The organism is Robertmurraya mesotrionivorans, assembly GCF_050971805.1.
In the GTDB taxonomy this organism is placed as follows: Bacteria; Bacillota; Bacilli; order Bacillales; family Cytobacillaceae; genus Robertmurraya_A.
Map to the genome: position 1 here is coordinate 373,988 of NZ_JBPCCH010000002.1, position 23,961 is coordinate 397,948.

General features: G+C 38.0%; 21 protein-coding genes, 2 pseudogenes and 1 riboswitch. Of the genes and pseudogenes, 1 reads left to right on the forward strand and 22 read right to left on the reverse strand.

The features are described from left to right. Nucleotides 1-342 precede the first annotated feature (342 nt). The 22 genes and pseudogenes from ACRX5O_RS05965 to ACRX5O_RS06070 all read right to left on the reverse strand — a co-directional run bounded on the left by ACRX5O_RS05965 (nt 343) and on the right by ACRX5O_RS06070 (nt 23,358). Nucleotides 343-828 (reverse strand): SPASM domain-containing protein, encoded by a 486-nt coding sequence (locus ACRX5O_RS05965; protein ID WP_433905095.1) that lies wholly within the window; start codon nt 826-828, stop codon nt 343-345. A 142-nt stretch (nt 829-970) separates the two neighbouring features. Further along, on the reverse strand, nt 971-1,387 hold the full coding sequence (locus ACRX5O_RS05970; protein ID WP_433905096.1) for an MFS transporter: 417 nt from the start codon (nt 1,385-1,387) through the stop codon (nt 971-973). A gap of 226 nt (nt 1,388-1,613) precedes the next feature. Next, nucleotides 1,614-4,523 (reverse strand): family 78 glycoside hydrolase catalytic domain, encoded by a 2,910-nt coding sequence (locus ACRX5O_RS05975; protein WP_433905097.1) that lies wholly within the window; start codon nt 4,521-4,523, stop codon nt 1,614-1,616. 92 nt (nt 4,524-4,615) lie between these two features. After that, the gene (locus tag ACRX5O_RS05980) at nt 4,616-5,908 is read right to left on the reverse strand and encodes an MFS transporter (protein WP_433905098.1); all 1,293 of its coding nucleotides are present in this window, start codon (nt 5,906-5,908) and stop codon (nt 4,616-4,618) included. 144 nt (nt 5,909-6,052) lie between these two features. Beyond that, complete coding sequence (locus ACRX5O_RS05985; protein WP_433905099.1) at nt 6,053-7,321, reverse strand: glycoside hydrolase family 1 protein; 1,269 nt, start codon at nt 7,319-7,321, stop codon at nt 6,053-6,055. 233 nt (nt 7,322-7,554) lie between these two features. Further along, nucleotides 7,555-8,547, reverse strand: a complete 993-nt coding sequence (locus tag ACRX5O_RS05990; protein ID WP_433905100.1) for an AraC family transcriptional regulator — start codon at nt 8,545-8,547, stop codon at nt 7,555-7,557. A gap of 586 nt (nt 8,548-9,133) precedes the next feature. After that, entirely contained in the window at nt 9,134-9,601 is a 468-nt protein-coding gene (locus ACRX5O_RS05995; RefSeq protein WP_433905101.1) for a hypothetical protein, read from the reverse strand. A gap of 170 nt (nt 9,602-9,771) precedes the next feature. Beyond that, nucleotides 9,772-10,392 (reverse strand): DUF3231 family protein, encoded by a 621-nt coding sequence (locus tag ACRX5O_RS06000; RefSeq protein ID WP_433905209.1) that lies wholly within the window; start codon nt 10,390-10,392, stop codon nt 9,772-9,774. Then, nucleotides 10,375-10,688: pseudogene (locus ACRX5O_RS06005) on the reverse strand (DUF3231 family protein); the annotation flags it as partial. The pseudogene ACRX5O_RS06005 and the gene ACRX5O_RS06000, both read right to left, overlap by 18 nt. A gap of 240 nt (nt 10,689-10,928) precedes the next feature. Further along, entirely contained in the window at nt 10,929-11,600 is a 672-nt protein-coding gene (locus ACRX5O_RS06010) for an NAD-dependent epimerase/dehydratase family protein (RefSeq protein ID WP_433905102.1), read from the reverse strand. 62 nt (nt 11,601-11,662) lie between these two features. Beyond that, a complete protein-coding gene (locus tag ACRX5O_RS06015) occupies nt 11,663-12,223 on the reverse strand; it encodes an aldehyde dehydrogenase family protein (protein ID WP_433905103.1) in 561 nt (186 codons plus the stop codon). A gap of 151 nt (nt 12,224-12,374) precedes the next feature. After that, nucleotides 12,375-13,139 (reverse strand): SDR family NAD(P)-dependent oxidoreductase, encoded by a 765-nt coding sequence (locus tag ACRX5O_RS06020; protein WP_433905104.1) that lies wholly within the window; start codon nt 13,137-13,139, stop codon nt 12,375-12,377. 288 nt (nt 13,140-13,427) lie between these two features. After that, nucleotides 13,428-14,000 (reverse strand): TetR/AcrR family transcriptional regulator, encoded by a 573-nt coding sequence (locus ACRX5O_RS06025; RefSeq protein WP_433905105.1) that lies wholly within the window; start codon nt 13,998-14,000, stop codon nt 13,428-13,430. 507 nt (nt 14,001-14,507) lie between these two features. After that, nucleotides 14,508-15,008 carry a DinB family protein gene (locus ACRX5O_RS06030; protein WP_433905106.1) on the reverse strand — a complete coding sequence of 167 codons (501 nt, stop codon included), beginning with the start codon at nt 15,006-15,008 and terminating at the stop codon, nt 14,508-14,510. 25 nt (nt 15,009-15,033) lie between these two features. Further along, nucleotides 15,034-15,588, reverse strand: a complete 555-nt coding sequence (locus tag ACRX5O_RS06035) for an HPP family protein (protein WP_433905107.1) — start codon at nt 15,586-15,588, stop codon at nt 15,034-15,036. Between the two features lie 126 nt (nt 15,589-15,714). Further along, entirely contained in the window at nt 15,715-16,296 is a 582-nt protein-coding gene (locus ACRX5O_RS06040) for a CGNR zinc finger domain-containing protein (RefSeq protein WP_433905108.1), read from the reverse strand. 299 nt (nt 16,297-16,595) lie between these two features. Next, on the reverse strand, nt 16,596-17,090 hold the full coding sequence (gene thiW / locus ACRX5O_RS06045) for an energy coupling factor transporter S component ThiW (RefSeq protein ID WP_433905109.1): 495 nt from the start codon (nt 17,088-17,090) through the stop codon (nt 16,596-16,598). Nucleotides 17,091-17,313: 223 nt separating this feature from the next. Next, nucleotides 17,314-17,424, reverse strand: a riboswitch (TPP riboswitch). Between the two features lie 178 nt (nt 17,425-17,602). Beyond that, nucleotides 17,603-18,931 carry an alpha-glucosidase/alpha-galactosidase gene (locus ACRX5O_RS06050; protein WP_433905110.1) on the reverse strand — a complete coding sequence of 443 codons (1,329 nt, stop codon included), beginning with the start codon at nt 18,929-18,931 and terminating at the stop codon, nt 17,603-17,605. Between the two features lie 56 nt (nt 18,932-18,987). After that, a complete protein-coding gene (locus ACRX5O_RS06055; RefSeq protein WP_433905111.1) occupies nt 18,988-19,818 on the reverse strand; it encodes a carbohydrate ABC transporter permease in 831 nt (276 codons plus the stop codon). Next, a complete protein-coding gene (locus ACRX5O_RS06060) occupies nt 19,818-20,723 on the reverse strand; it encodes a carbohydrate ABC transporter permease (protein ID WP_433905210.1) in 906 nt (301 codons plus the stop codon). Before ACRX5O_RS06060 ends, ACRX5O_RS06055 begins: the two co-directional genes overlap by 1 nt. A 92-nt stretch (nt 20,724-20,815) precedes the next feature. After that, nucleotides 20,816-22,081 (reverse strand): ABC transporter substrate-binding protein, encoded by a 1,266-nt coding sequence (locus ACRX5O_RS06065; RefSeq protein ID WP_433905112.1) that lies wholly within the window; start codon nt 22,079-22,081, stop codon nt 20,816-20,818. Nucleotides 22,082-22,344: 263 nt separating this feature from the next. Then, a complete protein-coding gene (locus ACRX5O_RS06070; protein ID WP_433905113.1) occupies nt 22,345-23,358 on the reverse strand; it encodes a LacI family DNA-binding transcriptional regulator in 1,014 nt (337 codons plus the stop codon). A gap of 383 nt (nt 23,359-23,741) precedes the next feature. Here ACRX5O_RS06070 and ACRX5O_RS06075 point away from each other — a divergent pair. Then, nucleotides 23,742-23,870, forward strand: a pseudogene (locus tag ACRX5O_RS06075) (DUF1360 domain-containing protein); the annotation flags it as partial. Between the last annotated feature and the right edge of the window lie 91 nt (nt 23,871-23,961).

Below are 23,961 nucleotides of genomic sequence, written 5' to 3' on the forward strand. Positions count from 1 at the left end.
GAATCATACTAAAATCTTAATCACTCAAAGATAAGTTACCTATTTCAAGGTCTATGTACTATCAACACCTCTCTTCCATTCTTTTAAAAAAACAAAAAACCCGAACAGAATGAAACACGAATGTGATTCAAAACTGTTCAGGTTATGCCCAAAAGAGGTAACATTCCTTTGAATGATATTGATTTCTATTTAAAACTACTAAATCTTATAGAGGTTGTCAACGCTTACATTTAGATTTGAGCGAATATATAAAAAACTACAGTTTAAATCGAATTATAAAACATAGCCTTTTATAAGGAAACGCTAATGTCCTTGGGGTGTGTAATTATGACTATAATTAGGCTAGACTGTAGTGCTTTGGTGATTCGTAATAACAATCGGAGCTTTAATCACATCCATCACTTTTGAAGCAGGAAGTCCATTTTCAATCAACTCGACCATGACCTTCATGTAACGATGAATATGATGAAAGTAGTGCTTATAATCAGAACAAAGATAACTAAGTCCTGGTTCATTATCAGATGTTCTCACAAAACGATGTCTAGGGCATTCCACATGGCAGGCAAATTTGACCTCACATTCCATACATTGCTTTGGCAGTGAACTTTTCTTGTTTTGCCCGAATGATTTCTGTTTATTCGACTCCACCATCCCTTTTAGATCCTGTTCCAAAATATTTCCTAAATGATAATCCGGATAAACATAATGATCGCAGGAATATATATCCCCATTATGCTCGATTGCCAATGCATTGCCGCATGTTTCCGAAAAAATGCATACGGTTGATGGCAGCCCTAACCAAGACTCAAGTGCCCACTCGAAGTTCATAACGTGTATGGAACCAACATCATTTCGAACCCATTCATCAAAGATTACTGTTAGAAAGGCTCCAAATGCTCCTTGTTCTACGCTAAAATTAGTAACAAAAGCTTTTTGCCCCTCTTCATTATTTGCATTTGGTGTAGCATGTCTAAGTGCTTACCTTTTCCAGTCTCAACCTTACTTTCTCTTCAACGTTCTTGAAACTAACAAAGAATAACAAAGTTGCTATTATCGCAAATATGATCATCGTATAGAAAAATCTAGTTGCTTGGGAACTACCACCAAGCATGCTAACAAGCGGCAACGTCGTAACACTTACAATAGTTGCACCTACAAAACCAAAAAGAATCCTTGTTGTTGCTAAAACCGTTCTCTCTTGTGAATCACTAGTTAAGCTTGGAAGAATAGAAGCTAACGGAATATTTACCATTGTATAAGCCATTGATAAACCAATATACGTGATATATGCGTAAACAAGAGTTCCCACAGGCCCTAAATCCGGAACATAAAAAGCAAGAACCGCCAATAAACCAAACGGAATCGCACCAAGTAAATTGAACTTCATTGTTCATCCAACGAAACGCTTTCTAATTTCCTTATTATAGGGTCATTAAAACTTTCAGACTATCCGATATTTGTTCAAATAAAGACCCGATATTGTCTCTTCACTAGTAATGACTTTTTTTTTACTTCACTCCCCTTATTTAACCTATTTCATAAAAGGATCTAACAATGATGAAAAGCAAAGGGACGGTTCTTACGATGAAGCATGAGATCCGCCCCTTCAATATTTAAACCAATACAGCTTCCCATTCAAGCTGATTGATTACTTCAATTATCTCTTTCACTTTCTCCTCTGTAAGGTTTGCTTCTCCCATTTCAACTAACTCTTTCAAGCTTCTTGCTTTTGTTGTAAATAGAGCAGGTGGTTTTGTAATGCCTGGTGCTACTTTCTCAAGGACGGCTACTGCCTCTTTGTGATCAAGGTAGTCGATGATTTTCGTATTCTCCGTAAAACTTGGTCTTAGTCCCTGTTCGTTTGGATAGATAAACTGATAGGAGCCAGAACCGACTGTCACCCTTACACCGTCTGCTGTTTCAATAGACGAATGGATTTCACTCGATACTAATGGTTGCCCGCCTTCAAAAACATCAGCCAGTTTTGCTTTTGGTAAAAGAATGTCTGCTGTTGTGTTCGGAGGAACCTCTACATCAAGCTCTACCTTATCCTGTGTTAGCTGCCATGAGGAGAGTATTTTTCCATACATCGATTCATGGACGGCTTTTGCAGAAGTGAACGAAATTCCAGCAAATTTCGGTTCAATTTTGATCTTCTTATAGGCAGGACTTGTTGCATCCATATCCAGTCCCGCTACGACTTTGTACATCCAATTGCCAATTGAGCCATAGGCATAATGGTTAAAAGAATTCATTTGGTCACTCCAGAACGAGCCATCCCGCTTAATGCTATCCCAATGTTCCCAAACGGTCGTCGCACCTTTTTTAATTTGGTAAAGCCAGGATGGATAATCATCCTTCATTAATAATTTAATAGCGGTTTCGTGATAACCGCCTTTGGAAAGAGCAAAACAAATATACGGAGTTCCAACAAATCCTGTATTTAAATGATAGTCATTTTGAATAATTAATTCGTTCAGCTCATAGGCGGTTCTCTCCTTTGCTTTCCCATCGACCATATCAAACATTAAAGCAATGATATGAGCCGTTTGGGTTGGAGACACCAATCTTCCTGCTGGGGAAACAAATTCCTGATTAAATTGTTCAATAATATTATTTAATAGTGTGCTATATTCTTCAAAGTCATCAGCTTTCTCGAGGATCTTTGCTGCATCTCTCAGTATTCTTGTGGAATACGCATAAAACACCGTCGCAATCAAATCCTTTGGTGTGGCGCCAACAAAGCTATTTTCTTTGGCATCCAGGGCTAACCAATCTCCGAAATGAAAGCCTGTGTTCCATAGGAATTCATTTCTTCCTTGCCTGCGAATATATTCCACCCAAGCTCTCATGCTGTCGTATTGATCGGCAAGCAAACGCTTATCCCCGTATGTCTGATAGACTGTCCAAGGAATAATTGTCGCTGCGTCACCCCAGGCGGCAGAGCCCTTTCCACCCTCCACATTTGGAATGACAAATGGCACATTGCCGTCCGGAAGCTGATCGGCTTGTAAATCCCGTAGCCACTTGGTAAAAAATAGACCTCCATGGTAATTAAACAATGCCGTCTGAACAAAGACCTGTGCATCTGCGGTCCATCCCAGTCTCTCACTTCGCTGCGGGCAATCGGTCGGCACATCTAGGAAATTCCCTCTTTGCCCCCAAACAATATTTTGCTGCAGCCGGTTTACGAGTGGATCAGAGCATTCGAATGTTCCAGCTGGCTCCATATCGGAATGGATGACTTCCCCTATAAAGTGATCAAGTGGCAGCCCGTTTTCCTGTCCAGGATATCCTTCAATTTTCACATATCGAAAGCCTTGGAAGGTGAAATGTGGAGCAAAGGTTTCCATCCCTTCCCCTTTTGTAATATACTCAATCTTCTGCTTGGCAAATTTGAGATTGCCAAAGTAGATATTCCCTTCCTTATCCAGTACCTCGGCATGTGTTAAGACGATTCGAGTTCCTTCTGGAGCACGGACTTGGAATCGAATCCGACCAACCATGTTTTGGCCCATATCTAGAACGGTATCCCCCGCTGGTGTAACAAAGGATTCGATTGGTTTTAGAACTTCTGTTACACGAACCGGGACATTTTCCTGTGCTACCAATTGAGTAATAGGCATTTCTGGAGTGATGGTATTCACCCAATCCGTATCTTGAAAATGGGATTGGCTCCATCCCTCTTGTTCCAGTCTGGCATCGTACGTTTCCCCATGATAAATTTCTGAGAATAAAATGGGGCCAGTTGCCGCCTTCCATGTAGGATCCGTCACAATTAGCTCTTCTGTCCCGTCGTGATAAGTGACATGAAGTTGCAATTTTGCTGCACGTGTATCACCATAAATATTTCGATGATCCTCCCTTACCAGGTTCCCTTTATACCATCCGTCCGCTAATACAATCCCTAATGCATTTGCACCAACCTGAAGCTGGTCGGTGACATCATACGTTTGATATTGAAGACGTTTGTGATAGCTAGTCCAGCCTGGAGCAAGAAGATCCTCTCCAACCCGCCCGCCATTAAGGAATAATTCATATAAACCCACACCGGTTCCATACACCCGAGCCGAAGAAATATCTGTCTTAAGGGCAAATTCTTTTCGTAAAAGAAAAGCCGCTTCTGAAAGAGAATCCATTTGGTTAGGGTCTGGTGTGATCCACTCGGCCTCCCATTCTTCTGGTGAAAACAGCGCCGTTTCCCACCAAGCTGTTTCACTCCAATCGGATTCACGGTCATAGTTATCCCAAATCTTGATGCGGTAAAAATATCTTGTACGGGATTCAAGATGGGGACCATCATATTCAATTTGAATCGAGTCGTCTGATTGGACAATCCCTGTGTCCCATATCGTCTCTTGAAAATCTTCTTGATGGTCCGCTACTTGAATTCGATACGCCTTTTGCATCGTTCCCCGTAAGTCTGATCGTATTTTCCAGCTAATACGTGGTCTTTTTATATCCATTCCTTGAGGATTTTTTCTATACTCACATGTTACTGCTTCTACTGTTAGGTTTGTCATCTTTCTAGATTCCTTTCCACACAAATTGTCAAAAGACAATAGGGATGAATATACACTTAAGTATACTTCACCCCCTGTCATATTTATCTAAGTTAAGCTACTACTTCATTATCAGGAGCTTTACCATCCTTTGCCTTCGGTTCCATCTCAGGAATCGGGATGACAACCACTGCCGAAAGAATGGAGAATGCCGCAAGCACTAGGAAAAATAACGTATATCCATCTCCACCAAACATGCTGACTCCTAAAGCAATGATACTTGGTGCAGCAAAATTAACTAATGTAGAAGACAAGCTTGTCGTTGTGTTCATGATCGAGATATCTTTTGCTGCCTGTTCTTTTGAAGGGAGAATCCGGTTAACAAGGGCATTATCTACTGCATTGTACATCCCGAATCCAAAGTTAAAAATAAAGTTTCCGACGATGACCCATGTAACGTTTGTTGAAAAGGCAAAGGCAATTAAACAGAGTCCTGTAATAAGTGCTGCTCCCATTACAAAAGGCTTTTGTTTCTTCACCTTGTCAGATAAGAAACCTCCAAGAATTCCAGCTACAACCATTAACATAATAGCAGGAGCGGTAAGTCCCATGATCTTGAATATATCTGCTTCCCCTAGGTGAAATCTTGTAATATAGAATAGTACTAACATCCCCATCCCTGCATTAGAGAAGTTAATAAATAACTTGGTTAATAAAGCCCATGTATAAGAAGGATGTTGTTTAAAACTTGGGTAAAAGCCACGAAGACCCAATGATTTCTTTTCACTCGTTGTCGTCCCGGCAAAAGAATTATCTTTAATAAGGCTAGCAGCTAAAAATCCACCGATCAGTTGGACAATAATAATCGTAATCATTTTCTGTTCAAGAGTAGAATCGGCAAAAGCTCCCATAATCATTTGTCCCGTCATAACGAATGCAGGTGCAGATGCACCAATTAATCCGGCTACTCGACCATACTTTTCCGGTTCTACTTGTTCAGGTACAATGGCGTAGCATGCGAGAGAAACCATACCGTAAAAGAAGTTAACCAAACACATGGAAAGAATAAACATTGGAATGGAGGAAGCATACGTAAGGGATAACATTGAAAGGGCTCCGCCAATACTGCCCACAATCATCCAAAACCGCCTTCTCCCCATCTTTACTTTCGTCTTATCCGCTATCACTCCACTTAAAAGCCCAAAAAGTACGACGGCTATTCCGGATATTCCAGTGGCAGTAGCAAAGGCAGCCGTTGCATGTTCTTGACCAACAATTCGGATCACAATAAAAGTAGAAAGTCCAAATGATAGTAAAACCAAAGGAGCAATCGACGTACCAACACCCAGCATGGCTGCTACTACCAATCTTTTAAAAGGCGTTTTATTTAGTAAAGCATGTTCCATTTTCATAACCTCCCTAGTAATATTCCATTTTTAATATTAAAGCAAGCGTTTTCATTTTGGATTTTATAAAAAGCAAAGAATTATTTTGCGTGTTTCAAAGATTTTTTCATAGCCCCTGATCAAGAACACAGGGAGCCATGAAAATTATTTTGTTACTAGACTCTCCTGTCGAGCAATTTGTCCTAAGAAGCGGCCACTTTCCTTTACCTTTCTTTCCTGTGTCGATCGGTCCACTTCTATCAAACCGAACTTCAAAGCATAGCCGGATTGCCATTCAAAATTATCAAAGGTGGTCCAGTGAAGATACCCTCGAACGTCTAAGCCTTCCTTCAAACAGGCCTTTACACCCTCTAATGCTTCTCGGATAAATTCTACCCGACGCTCGTCCTCATCCGTTGCGATCCCATGTTCAGTAATGATAATCGGTATCGATATGTCTTTGGCTACCTTTCGGATTACATTACTAAGTGCCTTTGGATAATACTCATATCCCATTTGGGTCAGTTCCGCACCTTCAGCTGGCTTTACTTGACCTTCTGGGCCGTAAACTTCCCTTGTATAATTTTGAAGTCCGAAGAAGTCATCTCCTTCCAACATATCTAGATATTGTCGAAAATAGCTGTTCCACTTTCGATCGGCCTCTTCTTCCCCTCCAGGAATCGACTGAATATCAGAAAGAGCCATTGAAAATCCTACTTTCGTATTTGGATGAATCCGCTTGATCGCCTCACGTGCCTTACGATGAGTTTCTTTTAAATTATGGATGGAAGACTCATCTGAAATCATATGAAAGGTAAAGTAATTCTGGGTGGTCGTTCCGCACAATCGAGCAGCTGATTCTCTCCATTTAGGAGCTGTCCACGCATCTCTATTCATTCCAACAGGTGGGATGAATCCGATTCTTGAAAATATCTCACGTAACATGACTGGCAGATTGATTTCATTCATGGTCAGTACATACGGGATTAGATGACCAATTTCACTGAAAACCACTTCACAATATTTGGCAAAGCGATCAGGTACCTCTGGGCTCGCCCATCCGCCTAATCTCATCAGCCACTTTGGGGAAGAAAAATGGTGCATCGCTACCATCGGTGTGATCCCGTGTTTGTAGCAAGTCTCTAGTACATCCCGGTAATGTTCAATGGCCGATCGTGAGTATTGTCCTGGTTCTGGTTCGACTCTAGACCATTCAATCGAGAACCGATAAGTCTTCAATCCCAGTCTGGCCATGAGAGCAATGTCTTCTCGATACAGACGATAATGGTCGATCGTATCACCGGATTTATCTTTATACGGTGAGCCCTCCGCATGCTCTTCTGCCCAAAAATCACTGTTTACATTGTTTCCTTCCACCTGATACGCTGCTGTTGTTGATCCCCAAAGAAAATTGGGTGGAAATTGAAAATCCATTTCTAACACTCCTCGCTGCTACAACTTACTTTCTGATTTTATTGTAGCAAGCGTTTTCAGATAATTTAATGGTAAAAACAAAGATAATGATTGCTCGAATCAAAGATTTCAACAATAGTACTCGATTTACAGATAAAGATTGGATGTAAGATGGGAAATTTCGATTAATATGTACTGGAGAATGAGAATGTTAATAGAAATAGCTTAGTTCCTATCGAACTAAGCCATGATGTTTAGCGGTGGTTTTCCCTATATTCTTTAGGTGTTTGACCAAACACCTCATTAAATTTTTTGTAAAAGAAAGAAACACTCGAGTAACCAACCTCTTCCGCAATATCAGGAATAGGCAAGTCAGAGTTTGATAGATACAGTGCTGCCTTATTTAAGCGTTGATTTTGAAGAAGTTCTTTAAACGATTTTCCCGTGGCTTTTTTAAGGACAGCTGATATATAGTTTGGGTGGTACCTAAAATAAGCAGCGATTTCGGTTAACGTGCATTCCTTATAATGGTCTTCAATAAATTTGAGAAAATCGAGCACAATCGCATCATTCTGTGTCATCTGGTCCTTCTTTTTATCTGTCGTACTATTCGTGTGACGAATTAATTCGGTTAAGAGAATGAACAGATACGCATTGATCATATCCGCCGAAACAAAGTCCTTATCGAAATACTCGCACATGATTTGCTCCATAATTCCAACAATCTTGGAACCGTTTTCTAAAGGAAAATAAAGAAAATTATTCTCTCTTCGCTTGTTAATGAGAGAATCAATTAAAAATTGAGAGATAATGCTCTTATTTGTAAACTGACTGAGAAACCCTGTTGACAGGAAGTCATGCTTTAGTTTGATATCTATAATAATATCTGATGGTGAAATATCCTTTACCGTATGAGGAGTGTTCTTATCAATGATAATAATGGCTCCCTCAGTTAGGCTCATTTCACCCTTATCAATAACAACTGTACATGTTCCCTGATAGACATAAATCATTTCGATGTAATGATGAATATGTATAGGGACGTATGCGGTAGGAAACTGCTGCCAGATCACAATGTTATCTTCAACGGGTGTAGTCGAGGAATCAAAACTCAGATTAAAAATGTATACCTGCTGACCATTCACTTCGATACATTCAGGATGATAGATGTTTTTTATTACATTCCAATCCGGTGCTTCGTTCGTGTTATTTTCTAAGAGAAACGTTCGTAATTCATGACTATTCATATAGGTTCCCCTATCTATTTTTCTGGTACGGTAATTTTTTATATACTATACCATATCACTCTACCTTTTTGGTTTCGAATTTTACACCATTGATGCATTGCAAAACTAAAGTGGTTGGTAACGTTCGGAGGATTAGGCATAGTTAACTACCGGCCGCAAAACGCGGATTTACAACGTTAAGGATATTCCAGTATTAAAAAATCCCAATCTCTCAGTGATATAAATGAGAAAATTGGGATTTAATTATTCAACAATTGCGCCCAATACATAAAGAACGAGTACAATTCTTGCTGCAGAATTGCGCCCGATTGCTAAAGATCTAACATCATCCCCGTGTTTTCACTTCATTGTCTACCATATTTATAATTTTACAGAACTCTCCATCTCAAAGCATCCAACTTTTTTTGGAAAATAAAACAAATAAAAAAAACTTACACGGCACAATTAATACAACACCGTTAATTGAACAAGACACGTGAAGTTTAAGGGTCAAAAGAAAAATCCTATATTAAACAGGGTTTATCAAACTTAATTTTAAATCAACAACAAACTGAAGGATCTTCGATTTGAAGATCCTTTTAATTGATTATGTAAATTTCCTTTTACTTTCAAAAATATATTGTAACCCATATAAGATAAAAGCTTTGTAAAAGAAAAACAGAAAAAATTGAAATTCATTTATTCGGACTAATTGAGAAACCTTTAATTTTAATAGTAACCTTGTTCCAATGAAAGCAAAGAAGGCATTTACAGTGGCATTAAGTAGTATAAATCTTTTGAAATTCCCATAAGTCCACTTTAATATCCACATGGAAGCTATAAAAAATGGACCAATATCAAAAGGAAATTCACCAGAAATATATGAGTTTGGCTTATTATAAAAAATCCACCATTTTCGTTTCTTTCCAACTTGACCATGAAATATTTCTAAAAGCACAATAAGTGCCGATGCAGGAAGAAATCTTTTTATATTGCGTCTACCAAAAAAAGGTAAGGATAACCATAGAAGTAAAATCATTGCAATATTGATTAACCACTGATTTTTCAATGACATGTTTAAATTTAAACTCCTTTTTTTTTAGATTTTCCTCTGTTTTTTTTACTATTCATTTTTGGAAAAAAAGATTGATCAAAATGGATTCTTCTCTAACATAGGAAGTTTGATCTTTTTCTACCTTGGATCTTAAACAATAGAGCCCGATAGTTGAATAAAAACGAAATGAATTATTTCTCTAATTCTTTTTGATGAACCAATGCCCCTCTATCATCTGTTTGTGGAGTCTGTTCAAGCCATCCATTTTTAATCATATCAGCCCATTTTCCTGCTGATTTAAGTACCTCCATTATTATCTTTTCAAATTGTGCTGTTAAATCAGGTCTCATTGAAACTGCCATACCCGAACCGTAATATGCTAATGCAGATTGATATAAAAAGCCACAGTGGAACATAATTAGTCGGTCAGAAAATGGAGAATCGGTTGAATTTGTAATTTGGTCTTCCCAAGATGAAGGAACAGGTAAGTTATCTTCTTGAAATTTCGCATTAAATTCATCAATATGTTTATTTGCAAGCATTACTGTATCTGATAAAAACTTTTTTGATTTTTTGGATTTAACTACTTGAGAAAAAGCCAGGACAACTGCTTTAGCTAAAATTGTCTTTTCCAAATTAAAATGAATCTGACTAATTTCAATAACATTTAATGGTCTTCTTTCACCTAACCAGCTTTTCATAAAATTTTGATTTTTAACATAGTCAACACCATGGGGAGTAGATATATTGGGTGGTCTTGTATACAAACCTTTTTCAAGTAATATATCAATTCTGCGATTATAAACCTCCATAGCTGATGTATTACATTCTACATAATAGTTTCTAATATCCTTTCGTGTGGAAACTGGTAACGATACACTATAACCACTTAAACCGTGAGTTGTCATTTGATTTAGATAAAACAAACAGAATTCATCAGAGAATAAACGTGGAGCATCAAATTAACATCTTCTTCTTTAAAGCCAAAAGGGATAGGAAATTGTTCTTCAGATAAAAATGACTCAATGCTTTTTTTATGCTGTTCCCCTAAGTGAATCGCATATTCAAACAGCAATTTGATATCTTTATCCTCTACTATATTTAACATTTACCTATTCACACAAAGCGACATTGTTACTTTAACATAAATATCCAATTTTCTTTAAAGGCGCTGTTCAATTATATGGCCCAATTCATTAAGAAGAGCGCATTTCTTTCTCCAGAAATGCGCCCGATTGTTGAAGATAAAAGGCTGTTGCAGCTAGTTCGTACTTATTTAGTTTGTTTAAATACATTTCTTCACTAAATACAATTTAATTGAAAAATAAAAGTAACCTTCTAACACTTATTATCTCTGAATCGATAATGCTATTTCTTTTAACGTTTCTTTCTCTAGCACTTCTTTTGTCTTTCCTGTTTTTGCTAGATGCAAAATAACCTGACCTAATTGTTCAGATGTTATAACCGACTTCAGTCGTTTTAACAACGGATTTAAAGGTTTTATTATATTGTATAGCATACGATATTGTGTTGTTTTTGAACGAACGCCATGCATTGGTAAAATTGCTGCCGGGCGTAACATATATGCTGCTTTACAAGGCATGCGAAGTAAGGTGTTTTCTGTTTTTCCTTCTATACGAGCCCACATTTCTTTTCCTTGCTCTGTACTATCTGCTCCCATTCCCGAAATATAAATTATTTTCATATTCGGATTGAGTCTCACTAATTGTTCGGCAGCCTTTATCGTCATTTCATAGGTGATATGGATATAGTCAGCCTCTAACATACCAGTTGATGAAACACCAATTAAATAAAAGCACGCATCAAATCCTGTCACTTTTTCCTGAATAGAAGAAAGCTCTGAAATGTCTGGTAACACGATTTCTTGATACTTGGCATGTTGATTTGTTGTGGGTCTCCGAACAATCGCTAATACTTGTTCCACCTCTGGATCGAGTAAACTTTCTCTTAATGCTAACTGACCTACCATACCTGTTACACCATATAAAATCACTTTCATTACTGCCATCCTTTCTTTGGAAAGCCGACTCTCGTTAAAGAGAATCGGCTTATTTATCACGATTATATGTTAATTGTTTTGTATTCTACATATTGACCTAATCCGATACCACCGAATTCACGACCAATACCACTTTCTTTATAGCCACCAAATGGTGTATCAAATGTACTTGCAGCACCATTTACAGTTACCGTACCTGTACGGATACGGCGTGCCACTTCTAATCCTTTTTCTTTCGAAGCTGACCATACACCACCTGATAAACCGTAGTTTGTATCGTTCGCAATACGGATTGCATCTTCTACATCTTCGTAAGGAATCATGACCATTACTGGACCAAAGATTTCTTCTTGAGCGATACTCATTGAGTTGTCCACGTCTGAGAATAATGTCGCTTGCACATAATTTCCTTGTTCTAAACCTTCCGGTGTTTCTAATCCACCTACTCCTAAGCGGGCACCTTCTTCAAGACCAAGTTTGATATATGATTTTACTTTCTCTTGTTGTGCTTTATGAATCATTGGTCCAATAAAATTTTCCATATTCATTGGATCACCAACAGTAATACCTTTTACCATTTCTTCCATTTCTTTTTCAAATTCTGCATACCCATTCCGGTTCAATAGGAAGGGCAGGTAGGGGGATTTGATTTTCGAAAAGTGAATTTCCCCTTACCAGCCCACCGCCAAAAATCCTCTGTACTAACTACTAATTGTACAATCTAGCCTTTCTCTTCCTATAAGATTCTGTCCACTTCCTTAGTTAACCTAGATATTATTTAGCGGTGAATCCGCCGTCAACGTTTAAAATCGTTCCTGTGGCAAAAGATGCCTCATCTGAACTTAACCAAACAATAGCATCTGCAATTTCTTGAGGACGACCCATACGCATCATTGGGTGCATTTGAATAATCATATTTTCATCATAGGTACCTTGTTCAATTGATTGTGCAATAATATCCGTCTTAATGGCTCCTGGAGCTACTGCATTTACACGTATATTTTCTTGTGCATATTCGATTGCAGCTGATTTTGTTAAACCTACAACAGCATGTTTCGTCGCAGCATAAGGTCCTGCGTAAGGAATACCGTTTAAACCAGCAATAGATGCTAAGTTAACAATTGAACCACCATGTCCTTGTTCTTGCATTTGCTGAATTGCATATTTCATTGCATAGAAAACACCCATCACATTTGTTTGTAACATTTTTCGGAAAAGCTCTCCATCTGCTCGAGCTACTGGTAACGTTTCTAAAGAGATTCCTGCATTATTAACAAGAATATCTAACTTTCCAAAGTGAGAAACAGTTTTCTTGATAAGTTCTTGTACCTTTTGTTCATTTCCAATGTCAGAAGTCACAAACAACGCCTCTCCGCCTTTCGCTACAATTTCGTCAACTACTTGGTTCCCTAATTCTTGACGACGACCGCTAATAACAACCTTTGCACCACGTTCTGCGAGTGTTAAAGCTGTCGCTTTTCCAATTCCTCCGGTTGCACCTGTAATTAAAGCTACTTTGCTTTGAAATGTTTTTGTCATTTTGTATGATCTCCTTTAATAATAAAATTTTTTGTCACTTGCTTGTTTCAATACTTAGATATTGATGAAAGACCAACACCTCCGAATAACGTCTGATTCTAGTGGCTTCAGAAATCACAATATCCACTTCAGTCGGAGGAACTTGGAGGTGATTGTCCCACCATACTTTGAACATGGAGATATCGAGTTTCAATCCATTGTGCTTTAATCATTTTCTAATATTTTTCTCCTTTCAATATACTTAAATTAAATGAACGTTCATTTAATTTAAGTGTAAGATGAATGCCATTATTGACTAATGGCATTCCAACTCAGTAACAAAGTGGTTTCAAATTCATCTTCAAGTGCAGTAAACATATTTTCATGATACCCCTTAGCGAGTTGGATAATTGGAAAATAGCAATATGAAATTAGTAACTCAGCTTTCACCTGTTTTAAATCACCCTTACTAATTCCTAGTTCAAAGTAATGTAACAAGGGTTTAAACAAAGGAACAGTATCATCCGTACACAGCCTATTCATAAAAGGTGATGCTGAGAATTGTTCCAAGAAAAGGAACCAGTCTTTGTTTTCAATCATGAATTCTAACGTGTTCTTCATAAAGATATAGCAGACTTCTTTAGAATCCATACCTTCATGAATATTATACATCATACTTCTACTCAACTTTTCCTTTACATCGAGATACAGCTTGACTAATAAATCCTCCTTACTGTCATAATAAACATAAATAGTTGCTGCAGAAATTTTAGCTCTCTTGGCTATTTTGGACATCGAAATATCCGCAAATCCAACTTCGTTAATCAATTGGATTGTAGAATCAAAAATGGCTTGGTTTTTATTTTCATCTTTATGTCTCATGGGTATTATATTAAATGAACGTTCGTTTATTGTCAAGCGATGAATTATAAGTTTTGATAATCTGGTGAGACTTATACCTATTAAGTTAACCTCACAGATTAGCCCTCAAGCGATAAAAATTTTTTTCATTCTTGAACTCCCTCAGTTTAATACGATTTTCTCACGAATGCTCGCTTATTCGCAGGATTTCATACCCTTTTAAATAGTTTTAACAGTTAAATGGGATGATTTCAGACCACTTTGGCTTCGTGAAGGCATAGTGAAATAAAGGAGTGCATTTTGTTGAACAAGTATTAAAGATGTTAGATTTTTTATGATTAACTATTTTAATATATCCCTGTTAATTTAATCTTTACTTTTTACATAATTGAAACAAAAGATATAACCCATGTAACTGTTTATGATTACCTTTGTTTAACCTGCAACTAGATTGATTTGAATCATTGAAAGTTTAATGGAGTGTGACAATAAATTTATTTAAAAAAATAAGACTTTAAACTATTACTTTTATTTCTCACTAAATACTTCACTCTTTCTCCCACTTTGAATAATTCGTTTGATTGATTTAATCGTATCAAAGTGCATGCCTTCATGGTATAAGCAAAAGCTAAGAAATTCTTCTACTGTTGATAATGTAAGACCTGTGGATGTTGTATAAGGTTGTTCTACAGCTTCTTTGATCCTAAATTTCAATACTTGCTCAATCCTACGGACTTGATTTTCGAGTAATAAGATTAATTCATGAATTGGTGGCACCTCTTCTCCCCAATCTCTTGGTTTAGTGCCTGGACTGAATAATTCTGTAAATTGATCAGGTATCTTCATTTCTTCTCCAGTGAAATGAAAGGCGAACTTTTCTTGCACGACATATATATGCCCGAGATTCCATTTAATATTGTTATTGAATCCTTCTGGAATGGAAAGTGATGACTCATCATTCATTTCTGCCACATGACCAATCGTATTATCCCGAACAAATCTTAATTGTTTAAAGATATAGTTTTCCACTTTATTCCCTCCTGAACATTCTTAATCATATCCAAAATGTAGGATATTCCCGGTTACTTCGCAAATTATTAATAATCAACGCAAAGAAAACAATTATCACCGAGCCGATTAATACCGGTGTAATTAAGTAACTCCAACTGTACGCGCCCAGCATAACAACAAGTGGGTCTGCCCCTGCTGGTGGGTGAGTCGTTTTTGTAATCATCATAAACGCAATCGCTAAACCGACAGCTAAACCAATCATCCAAGGTTCATTACCCAATAACTGATATATGGTTAATCCAACGAATGTTGAAACAAAATGTCCCCCAATAATATTTCTCGGCTGTGATAAAGGCGCGTTCCATGCACCAAATGCCAACACACAGCTAGCACCAAAGGGAGCCATTAACCATACGGCTGCTGTCATGTTTGTTAAAAGTACTAACGCAAAAATGGTTAAAAATCCACCGATTAACCCGGTTATTATGTCCTTTACATTTACCTTTAATGGACTTCTCCCTTTCCCTTTCATTTTAGATAAATAACGTACGTGAAATAAATGTGCTGCTTTTCGCTTTACTGTTGTAGCGCGATCCATTATTTCCCCTCCTTCTACTTATTTTTTACTATACATCAATATAACTAACCTGTCAAAACATATTTTAAGGGTTAGTTATATTGTATGCAAAAAAAAAACCAACTCTTGAAATAAGTCGGTTCTTCATTAATTATCGGATTTACGTTGTTGAAACCGTGCTGCTTTTTTTCTGTTTCCGCATATTTTCATTGAACACCACTTGCGTCTTCCACTTTCATCAATAAATAAAAGTACACAATCCGGATTGGAGCATCGTTTGAGGGAGGACAGCTTTTTTGTATCAATTAAAGTTAATACATCAAAGGCAATCAACGATAAAAGGGCATTCTCTACCTCACCAACAGGAATGGGAATCAATTTTTTATGCATTAATTTATAAGTGAATGGTGCTTTTTCGACAATTTTTTCTAAAAAAACAATAAATTGATCAGGAAATGACTGTCCATCTGTTATTAATTCAAAATAGTCTCTTAAAACAGTCCGCATTTCTAGAATACATAATAATACTTGTCCAATCCTCTCTTTGACCTTTAAGAATAGCTGATCATCCCAATAAGAGTTTTCCTCTTTTATTACATGAAGCCAGTCCATCAAATCCTCTTCCGAGAGCAATAAATCCTGACGTTGACCACGTCTTACTATTTCCGTGTTCACTAAATCAAGAGAAAGATAACCTGATATAAGTGGAAATTTGTTTGCTTCAGTCATTAAGTTTACCTCCCAATTTCTCTATTATATTCTAACCATTTAAATAATCGTTAAAAGGTTACATAATCATTATATCTTATTTTAGATTCATATTAGCCAGCTACTTATCAAGTAATGATACAAAGCTTTGAGTTTGTTGGTAATATGTATAATTAATATCCCCGGGTAACACGGCTAGCTTTTGAGAGGCTTCATAGTTCTCAATGGTTTTTGTAACTGAATCGACATCTGTAATAAAATAAGTTTTTCATCGAAAGTTCCCTACTTGCAAAGTTAGATGATAATATTTTCCTTTAAATTCATTTTGTAATAAAAACAGCTATTTTTTTCTTTAATAAGATTGATAGAATGATAGCAGCAAAAAATGCGCCCACAAGAGAACTAAAAATAAATAAAGGGATAAATCCAAACAAGGTCGCTTTTTGCCCCAGCAGTAATATGGCAATCGGGTAGGCAAGAATGGCCCCAATGATTCCCGTACCAATTACCTCACCTAAAAAAGCCATATAAATCTTACTTGTTTTTAAAAAGAAAAGAGAAGCCAAAAATGCTCCAACCATACTTCCAGGAAAAGCAAAAACTGAGCCGGTTCCCATGATGTTTCTCAATATGGAAACACATAGTGCTTGAGCAACTGCATAATATGGACCTAATAGGACCGCTGACAACACATTGATAAAATGCTGAATGGGAAATACCTTTGTAAATCCGATTGGAATATAAAGGAGATTACTCGATAGTGTCCCAATGGCAATCATCATGGCTGTTAATGTAAGTTTGTGTGTTTTTCTCATTTACAATATCCTCCTATTTATTAATAAAGCACTTAATGGTTCTTTTAAGGCAATAACAGTCTTCAACCATGTAGCACCTGAATAACCAAATTATAAATTATGTACAAACGCGTGATGAACTTTACAAGGGAATACTCTGAAATGGTTTCTCTATGTAACACAAAAAAGCCAGCTCCAATAATAATTGGACCTGGCCTTGTTAGTTTTAGAATGGTTACATTCATTCACTGGTTGGCTACTTTCCTACGCTGGTATAATCCAGATCAGGTCCAAAGGGTTAAAAAACTTTGCGTTTTTCTCTCAGCCCGAAGATAGGGCACCCCTAGTAGAAGTTATTTATTCAATTAAGCATTATAATAATCTAATAATTCCATTTCGTAAAGGTATTGGTATTATACTAATATGTTCCATCTTAAAACTCGTTTGCAGCAGATTCGCATAAGTAATAAAAACAGAGACCGGATTCATTCAGAATCCGGTCTCCTTTACGATGGACAAACTTCGACTAGGACCTATAATGTAATGGCTACGCCAGTCTCACTTTTAAATTTTGGCAGCCATTCACCATGTGCTTCAATTAAGTCGTCACATAGAGAAATAATGTCGTCCATGGATAACTCAGCAGCGGTATGTGGGTCAAGCAAAGCAGCCTGATAAATATATTCCTTTTTCAACGTGACTGCTGCTTCGATTGTCAGCAATTGCGTGTTGATATTCGTACGGTTTAATGCTGCGAGCTGCTCTGGAAGGTCTCCCACATAAGTTGGGGTGATTCCGCTACGGTCCGCGATACAAGGCACCTCGACACAAGCTTTCTCTGGAAGATTGCTAATCAGTCTTCCGGTATTTAAGACATTACCACCAAATTTAAACGGAACATCTGTCTCAATTGCTTCAATAATGCGCGATCCATATTCACGGGAACGAACATGATTCAAAGATTTATTGTTAACCAGATCCTCTCTCATAGCTACCCAGTCATTAATTTGCCTTTCACAGCGACGTGGATATTCATCAAGCGGAATATTGAAACGCTCAATTAACTCAGGGTAACGAGATTTGATAAAGTACGGGTGATATTCAGCATTGTGTTCAGATGACTCAGTCACATAAAACCCGAATTTATCCATTAGCTCAAATCGAACCATATCGCCATGCTTTGTTTTTTGCAATTCACGGGCTCTTCTCTTAATTTCAGGATACAAGTTAACGCCATCCTTGCTAACCTCAAGCAGCCACGCCATGTGATTGATCCCGGCAATTTTCTCCTTCACACCTGTACGGTCCATGCCCAATGCCTCAAATAAATCTTTTGTACAAACCTGCACACTGTGACATAGGCCAACCGTTTTAATATTTGTAAAACGATTCATGACCCCAGTCAAAACAGCCATCGGGTTGGTATAATTCATAAATAAGGCATCCGGACAAACTTCTTCCATATCCTTTGCAAAATCAAGCATAACCGGAATCGTCCTTAGGTTACGGAATATCCCTCCGATTCCAACTGTATCGGCAATTGTCTGCCGTAAGCCATATTTTTTCGGAATTTCAAAATCGATCACGGTACTCGGCTTATAGCCGCCTACCTGGATCGCATTGATTACATATTTCGCGCCTCTTAAAGACTCCTTCCGATCCGTATACGCTTTAATCGTAAGGTTTTTCCCGAGAGTTTCCTTTAAATTGTTCAGCATTTGTTCGGAATCACGCAAACGCTGTTCATCAATATCAAATAAGGCAAATTCGAAGCCGTCCAACGCGTCAACAAACATGCAATCTCCTAACACATTTTTTGCAAATACTGTACTACCTGCGCCAAGAAAAGTAATTTTAGACATAAGTGAACCTCCAATTTTTTAAGTTAGTTTAAATATATGATGCTTTTTCTCGTAAATTATCCTTTAACCGATCCAGATGCCAACCCTTTAACAAAGTGCTTCTGCAATAGTAGGAACAAAACGACCATTGGAAGTACAGCCATGATGGCTGCGGCAGCGACAAGATTCATTTGGTTGGCATTTTCCCCAAAGAATCGTGCCAGTGCAACTGTACTGGTCTTAACTTCCTCTGCTTGAAGGAAGAAGATGGCGAATTGGTAATCGTTCCAAATGAATACACATGAAATGATTAAAATGGATGCCGTAACTGGCTTCAACAAAGGGAATACAATCCGGAAAAAGATTCCCAGTGTACTAGCACCATCAATTTTTGCGGCTTCTTCCAATTCCTTTGGGATCGTCGAGCGAATAAAGCCTGAATACAAGAAAATGGTTAATGGAAGGAAGGACGCCACGTTATTCAAGATGGCAATTTCGAGAGTATTCATCATTCCGATGTCGACTACGAGCTTATATAATGGAACTAAAGCGGTTAAAGGCGGGATCACCATTACCGCAATAAATATCATGAAAACAAATTTATTTAGTTTCGTCTGCCTTCTGGCCAAGGGATAGGCGGCCATCGAGCCAAAAACAATCAATAATAAAGCACTTACAAAGGTAATAATCGTGGTATTCGAAAGCGCATTGCCAAGAGTCGCCGTTTCCCACGCCTCCGCAAAGTTCTCAAACGCCAGAACCTTGGGAAACACCCATTTCGAACTAAAATCTCCCCTTTCCTTTAACGCTGTCGTAATCAAAATATAAAAAGGAATTAGGTGAAAGGCTGAGATCAAAAGCGCGACTCCAGAGAGTAACCACTTTTTCTTTTTACCCATATAGTCCATTACGCCTCAATCTCCTTCCGTTTGAAGTACACAAGCGCTGCCAGACTAAGAATCAAAATGATGATGGCCATAAATACACCTTGCGTCGCTGCATATCCCGCATCTTGTCTATTAAAATAAAGGTCATACATAAACGTAGACATGGATTGCGAAGCATAGCCCGGTCCGCCACCTGTCAGCGAGACGATCACATCGAACAATTTCAATCCCCCAATAATGTTAATAACCATGTTGATGGTGATTGAAGGCATTAACATCGGCAGGGTGATATTTTTAAATTGCTGAAAACTAGACGCTCCGTCAATTTGTGCCGCTTCGTAATAATCCTTTGAAATACTTTGCAACCCAGCCAGGTAAATAATCATCGCAATCCCGACAAACTGGAAGGTATTAACGAAAACGATCAACCAAATATTAATTTTTGGATCGCCTAATGCATTAATTTTATCCAATCCGAAAAATACAAGCAGATCATTCAGTGCCCCGCCTTGGAAAGCAAAGAAAAAGTAGAAGATATATCCCATGATCAGCGGGCTGATAATAACCGGAAGGTACACAATCGTCCTCGTAAAATTTCTCATGTAGATTCTTTGATTTAATAAAAGTGCGTACCCAAGACCAATCACATTCTGCAAAATGGTACTGCCGACACCATACAGCAGAGTGTTTTTTACTACCAGCCACGTATCCGGGTCCTTCAGCATCCTCGTATATTGACTGAACCCCACGTAGTCGTACGTTTGTGAAAATCCGTTCCAGTTTGTAAAAGAAATTTTAATCCCGTTTAAAAAAGGATAAAGGATGAAAAAGCAGACAGCAGCTAGAGCTGGAAGATACATCCACCAAAGCGAGGATTCCTTCCGCCTTTTAAGGTTCCTTTTCACTTCTACAGAAGAGCCGGCCATCGACTTGCTTCTTGTCTCCACTCCTATCAACGTCACCAACTCCTAGAATGTTAGATTAGGAGGAGAGGCGATCACCTTCCTCCATCACAAAACTATTTCTTCTGCGCTAGCAATCTCTTATATTCCTCTTCCATCTTTTTCGAAACTTCGTCCGGTTTCATTGTTCCGGATAATAATTCTTGACCAGTAGCACCCATTGGGTCCCACATACCGCTTGGAAGGTAAATTCTGTCGAAGTAAGGTTCCACTTTAACATCCTTGTACTTTTCGTAGTATTCAGAATAATAGTTTTTCGATTCAGTATTAGTCAGACCACTTGGAAGAGAAGTCCCCTCCGCAATCTCTTTCACAATCTCCGGCTGCGAAATGAATTCTAAGAACTTTTTCGCTTCTTCTTTGACTTCAGAATCTTTCCAAACCGCTAATGTATGACGCTCCCCACCAATCCAGCTTGGCTCGTCACCTTCCTCGATCACAGGCATGGGAATGACCCCAAGCTTGACCTCTGGGTTTAACTCTTCAACAGAGGGACCAAGCATTCCGCCACCAACAATAAATCCAATTTTGTTCTGCGCCATTAAGTCGACCATCTGATGATTCTTGGCCGTCAATATATCTTCATTAAGTAGCTTCTTATCGTGCATTTCCTTTAGTTTTTCCGCTAAAAACGTATAATTTGACCAATCAAACGTCCCATCTAGCAATTCTTTTTGGAAGTTTTGTTCTCCAGTAATTAATAGTGGTGTGGAAAACTGATCAAAATACTGTCCGAATGCTGACTTATCAGAACCAGCAAACCAAAGTGGAGTCACTTCGCCCTTTCCTTTTTTCTTGATGGTTTCAAGTGCTGTCATGAACTCATCAAAGGTTGTCGGCGGTTCAATTCCATATTCCTCTAGCAATGTTGCGTTATATGTAAGTCCGTCTTTTGCCTGATTTAGAGGGTACGCATAGACTTTTCCAGATTCATCTTTTAAAATTTGCTCTAGTGCCGGATCAAGATCCTTCACCCAGTCCATATCTTTTAAATCTTGTACATATTCCCCGTAACGGTGAATCGCCCAGCCGTGGGTATCAAATAAGTCAGGCATATCATTTGCCGCCATTTTGACTCGCAGCATTCCTTCATACCCGTCAGCAGGATAATTTTCTTTAATATCGATATCAGGATTTTCCGTTTCAAACTTTTTTACCACATTTTGCAGAGTAATTTTATCTGCTTCATTCGTTACTGTCGAATACAAGTTTACAACCGTCTTATCACTGCTTGCTTCACTACCCCCGGAAGCTTTATTGCATCCAGTTACAATCGTTGTCAACGCGGCAGCAAACGCCACCGTTTTTAAAAGCTTTTTCAAAATAAACGCCCCCTCAGTCATTTTTGAAATAACAATAACTAAAATTACCTCTTATAATGAGTTCGTTTTCTTGCTGACGTTTGGGAGCAACTATATAATAGAATTAGCTCCCGTTCATTGGTGGAGTAGTTTGTTAGTTTTTGCCCATTGCGTGTGATGGCAGTCACTTTGCACCCTGCAAGCTTTCATGCTGTGCAGGGGGGCATTAAATCGTGGAACAAGATATACATGGTTGTATTTTCCGAAAATCACCTCCTAAAAAGTTATTTATTTTTCTTGCAGCTCTCCCGGATCACCAATTTGGTCGGCAGGGTCACGGTTAATGGAAGTTCTCTTCCATTCAGGCTATCTAGTAAAAGTTTTACTCCTGTTTTCCCCATCTCCTTCGTATGCACTCTGATTGTCGTCAAAGGTGTACTTGCGAATGATGCAGCTTCAATATCGTCAAAGCCGATAATGGCTACATCATCAGGAACTTTGAGTTTGGCTTCTTGTAATGCTCTTAACGCCCCAATCGCCATCGGATCACTGGCAATAAAAAACGCCTCGGGAAAATTCCTCATATAAATGGCTTTTTTCATTAATTCATAACCCTGTGCCATTGAATACTCACCGATAAAAACGGTCTCCGGGTCGAACATTTTTTGTTCTTTCATCAAGCGTTCAAAGGTGGTGAGACGTTTATCTTCAGAGTTGAACTTTTGATTTTTACTATGCTCCTTCTCCCTTCCTCCGATATACCCGATTCTCTTATAGCCGGTTGCTAATAGATGCTTGATCGCTTTCTCTGTGGCCTTTTCAAAATCAATCACAACCGCATCATACAAATCCTCGTTAGGCGAATGGTTAATGTACACAACATTTTCCACTTTACTGATGGACTTTAGCGCCATCTCTTTTACCCTGCCGACGACAATGAGTCCATCAAGGCCGTCAATCATTTGATTGGTCTCCGTTTCATGTAAACGGAACGTAACTGTTCTGATCCCATGACTCGCAAGTTCCATTTCAATTCCTTGGCGGATGGATAAAAAATATGGATCATTGATCTCCTCGTCCAATGATTGGGTAACGACAATCCCTACATGTTTCGAAGTCTGCTGTTTTTGTTTCAACCGTCTTTCTAAAATCGTTTCGTATCCAAGCTCCTTAGCGACCTGGAAAATACGTTCCCTCGTTTCAGACTGAACGGAAATCGTATCATCGTTATTTAAGACCCGTGAAACCGTAGATGCAGATACATTTGACTTGTCCGCAATATCCTTTATAGTAGCCATCTCATAACCCTCTTCATGTTCTTTTCAACACCGTAAATTTTTACTTAACAATAACTAAAATATTTACTAGGTATATTCGAATAATAACATCTTATGGAAGGGCTTACAAGTATAAAAACTAACTTTTCTAAAAATTTACACAGTTTATTTGTTGTATAAATACTGATATAGTACGATTTTCTTATGAATGATCAATTTTCATCTAGTAAATTATTTAGTAATATTCCTATTGAATAGTTCGTCAGTTAGAAATATTTCTGACTAATCATGAGCATTTTCATTTCAGTAAAAAGATAATTGAAAATTTGTAAGGCTCACAAAGATATACTTTAAAAAAGGCATAAAGGGACTGGCGTACGTCATTTTATCGGGGAACTCTTTTAAGCTGTTATTGGCGTACCGGAAGATGGTGTTCGATAGTAGTGGTGATTTTATATGTTTACGTACCAGTTACGTATCGATTTTTGATTTTGTCAGTAGCAGGTGCTGCTGCTATCATCGAATTTTACTGACCTGCGCTACGTTTAACTTCTTATTTCTTTTAAAAAAATACTCCCCTTTAGGAAGACAGATTTTATTTTTTAATCTGTCTTCCTAAAGGGG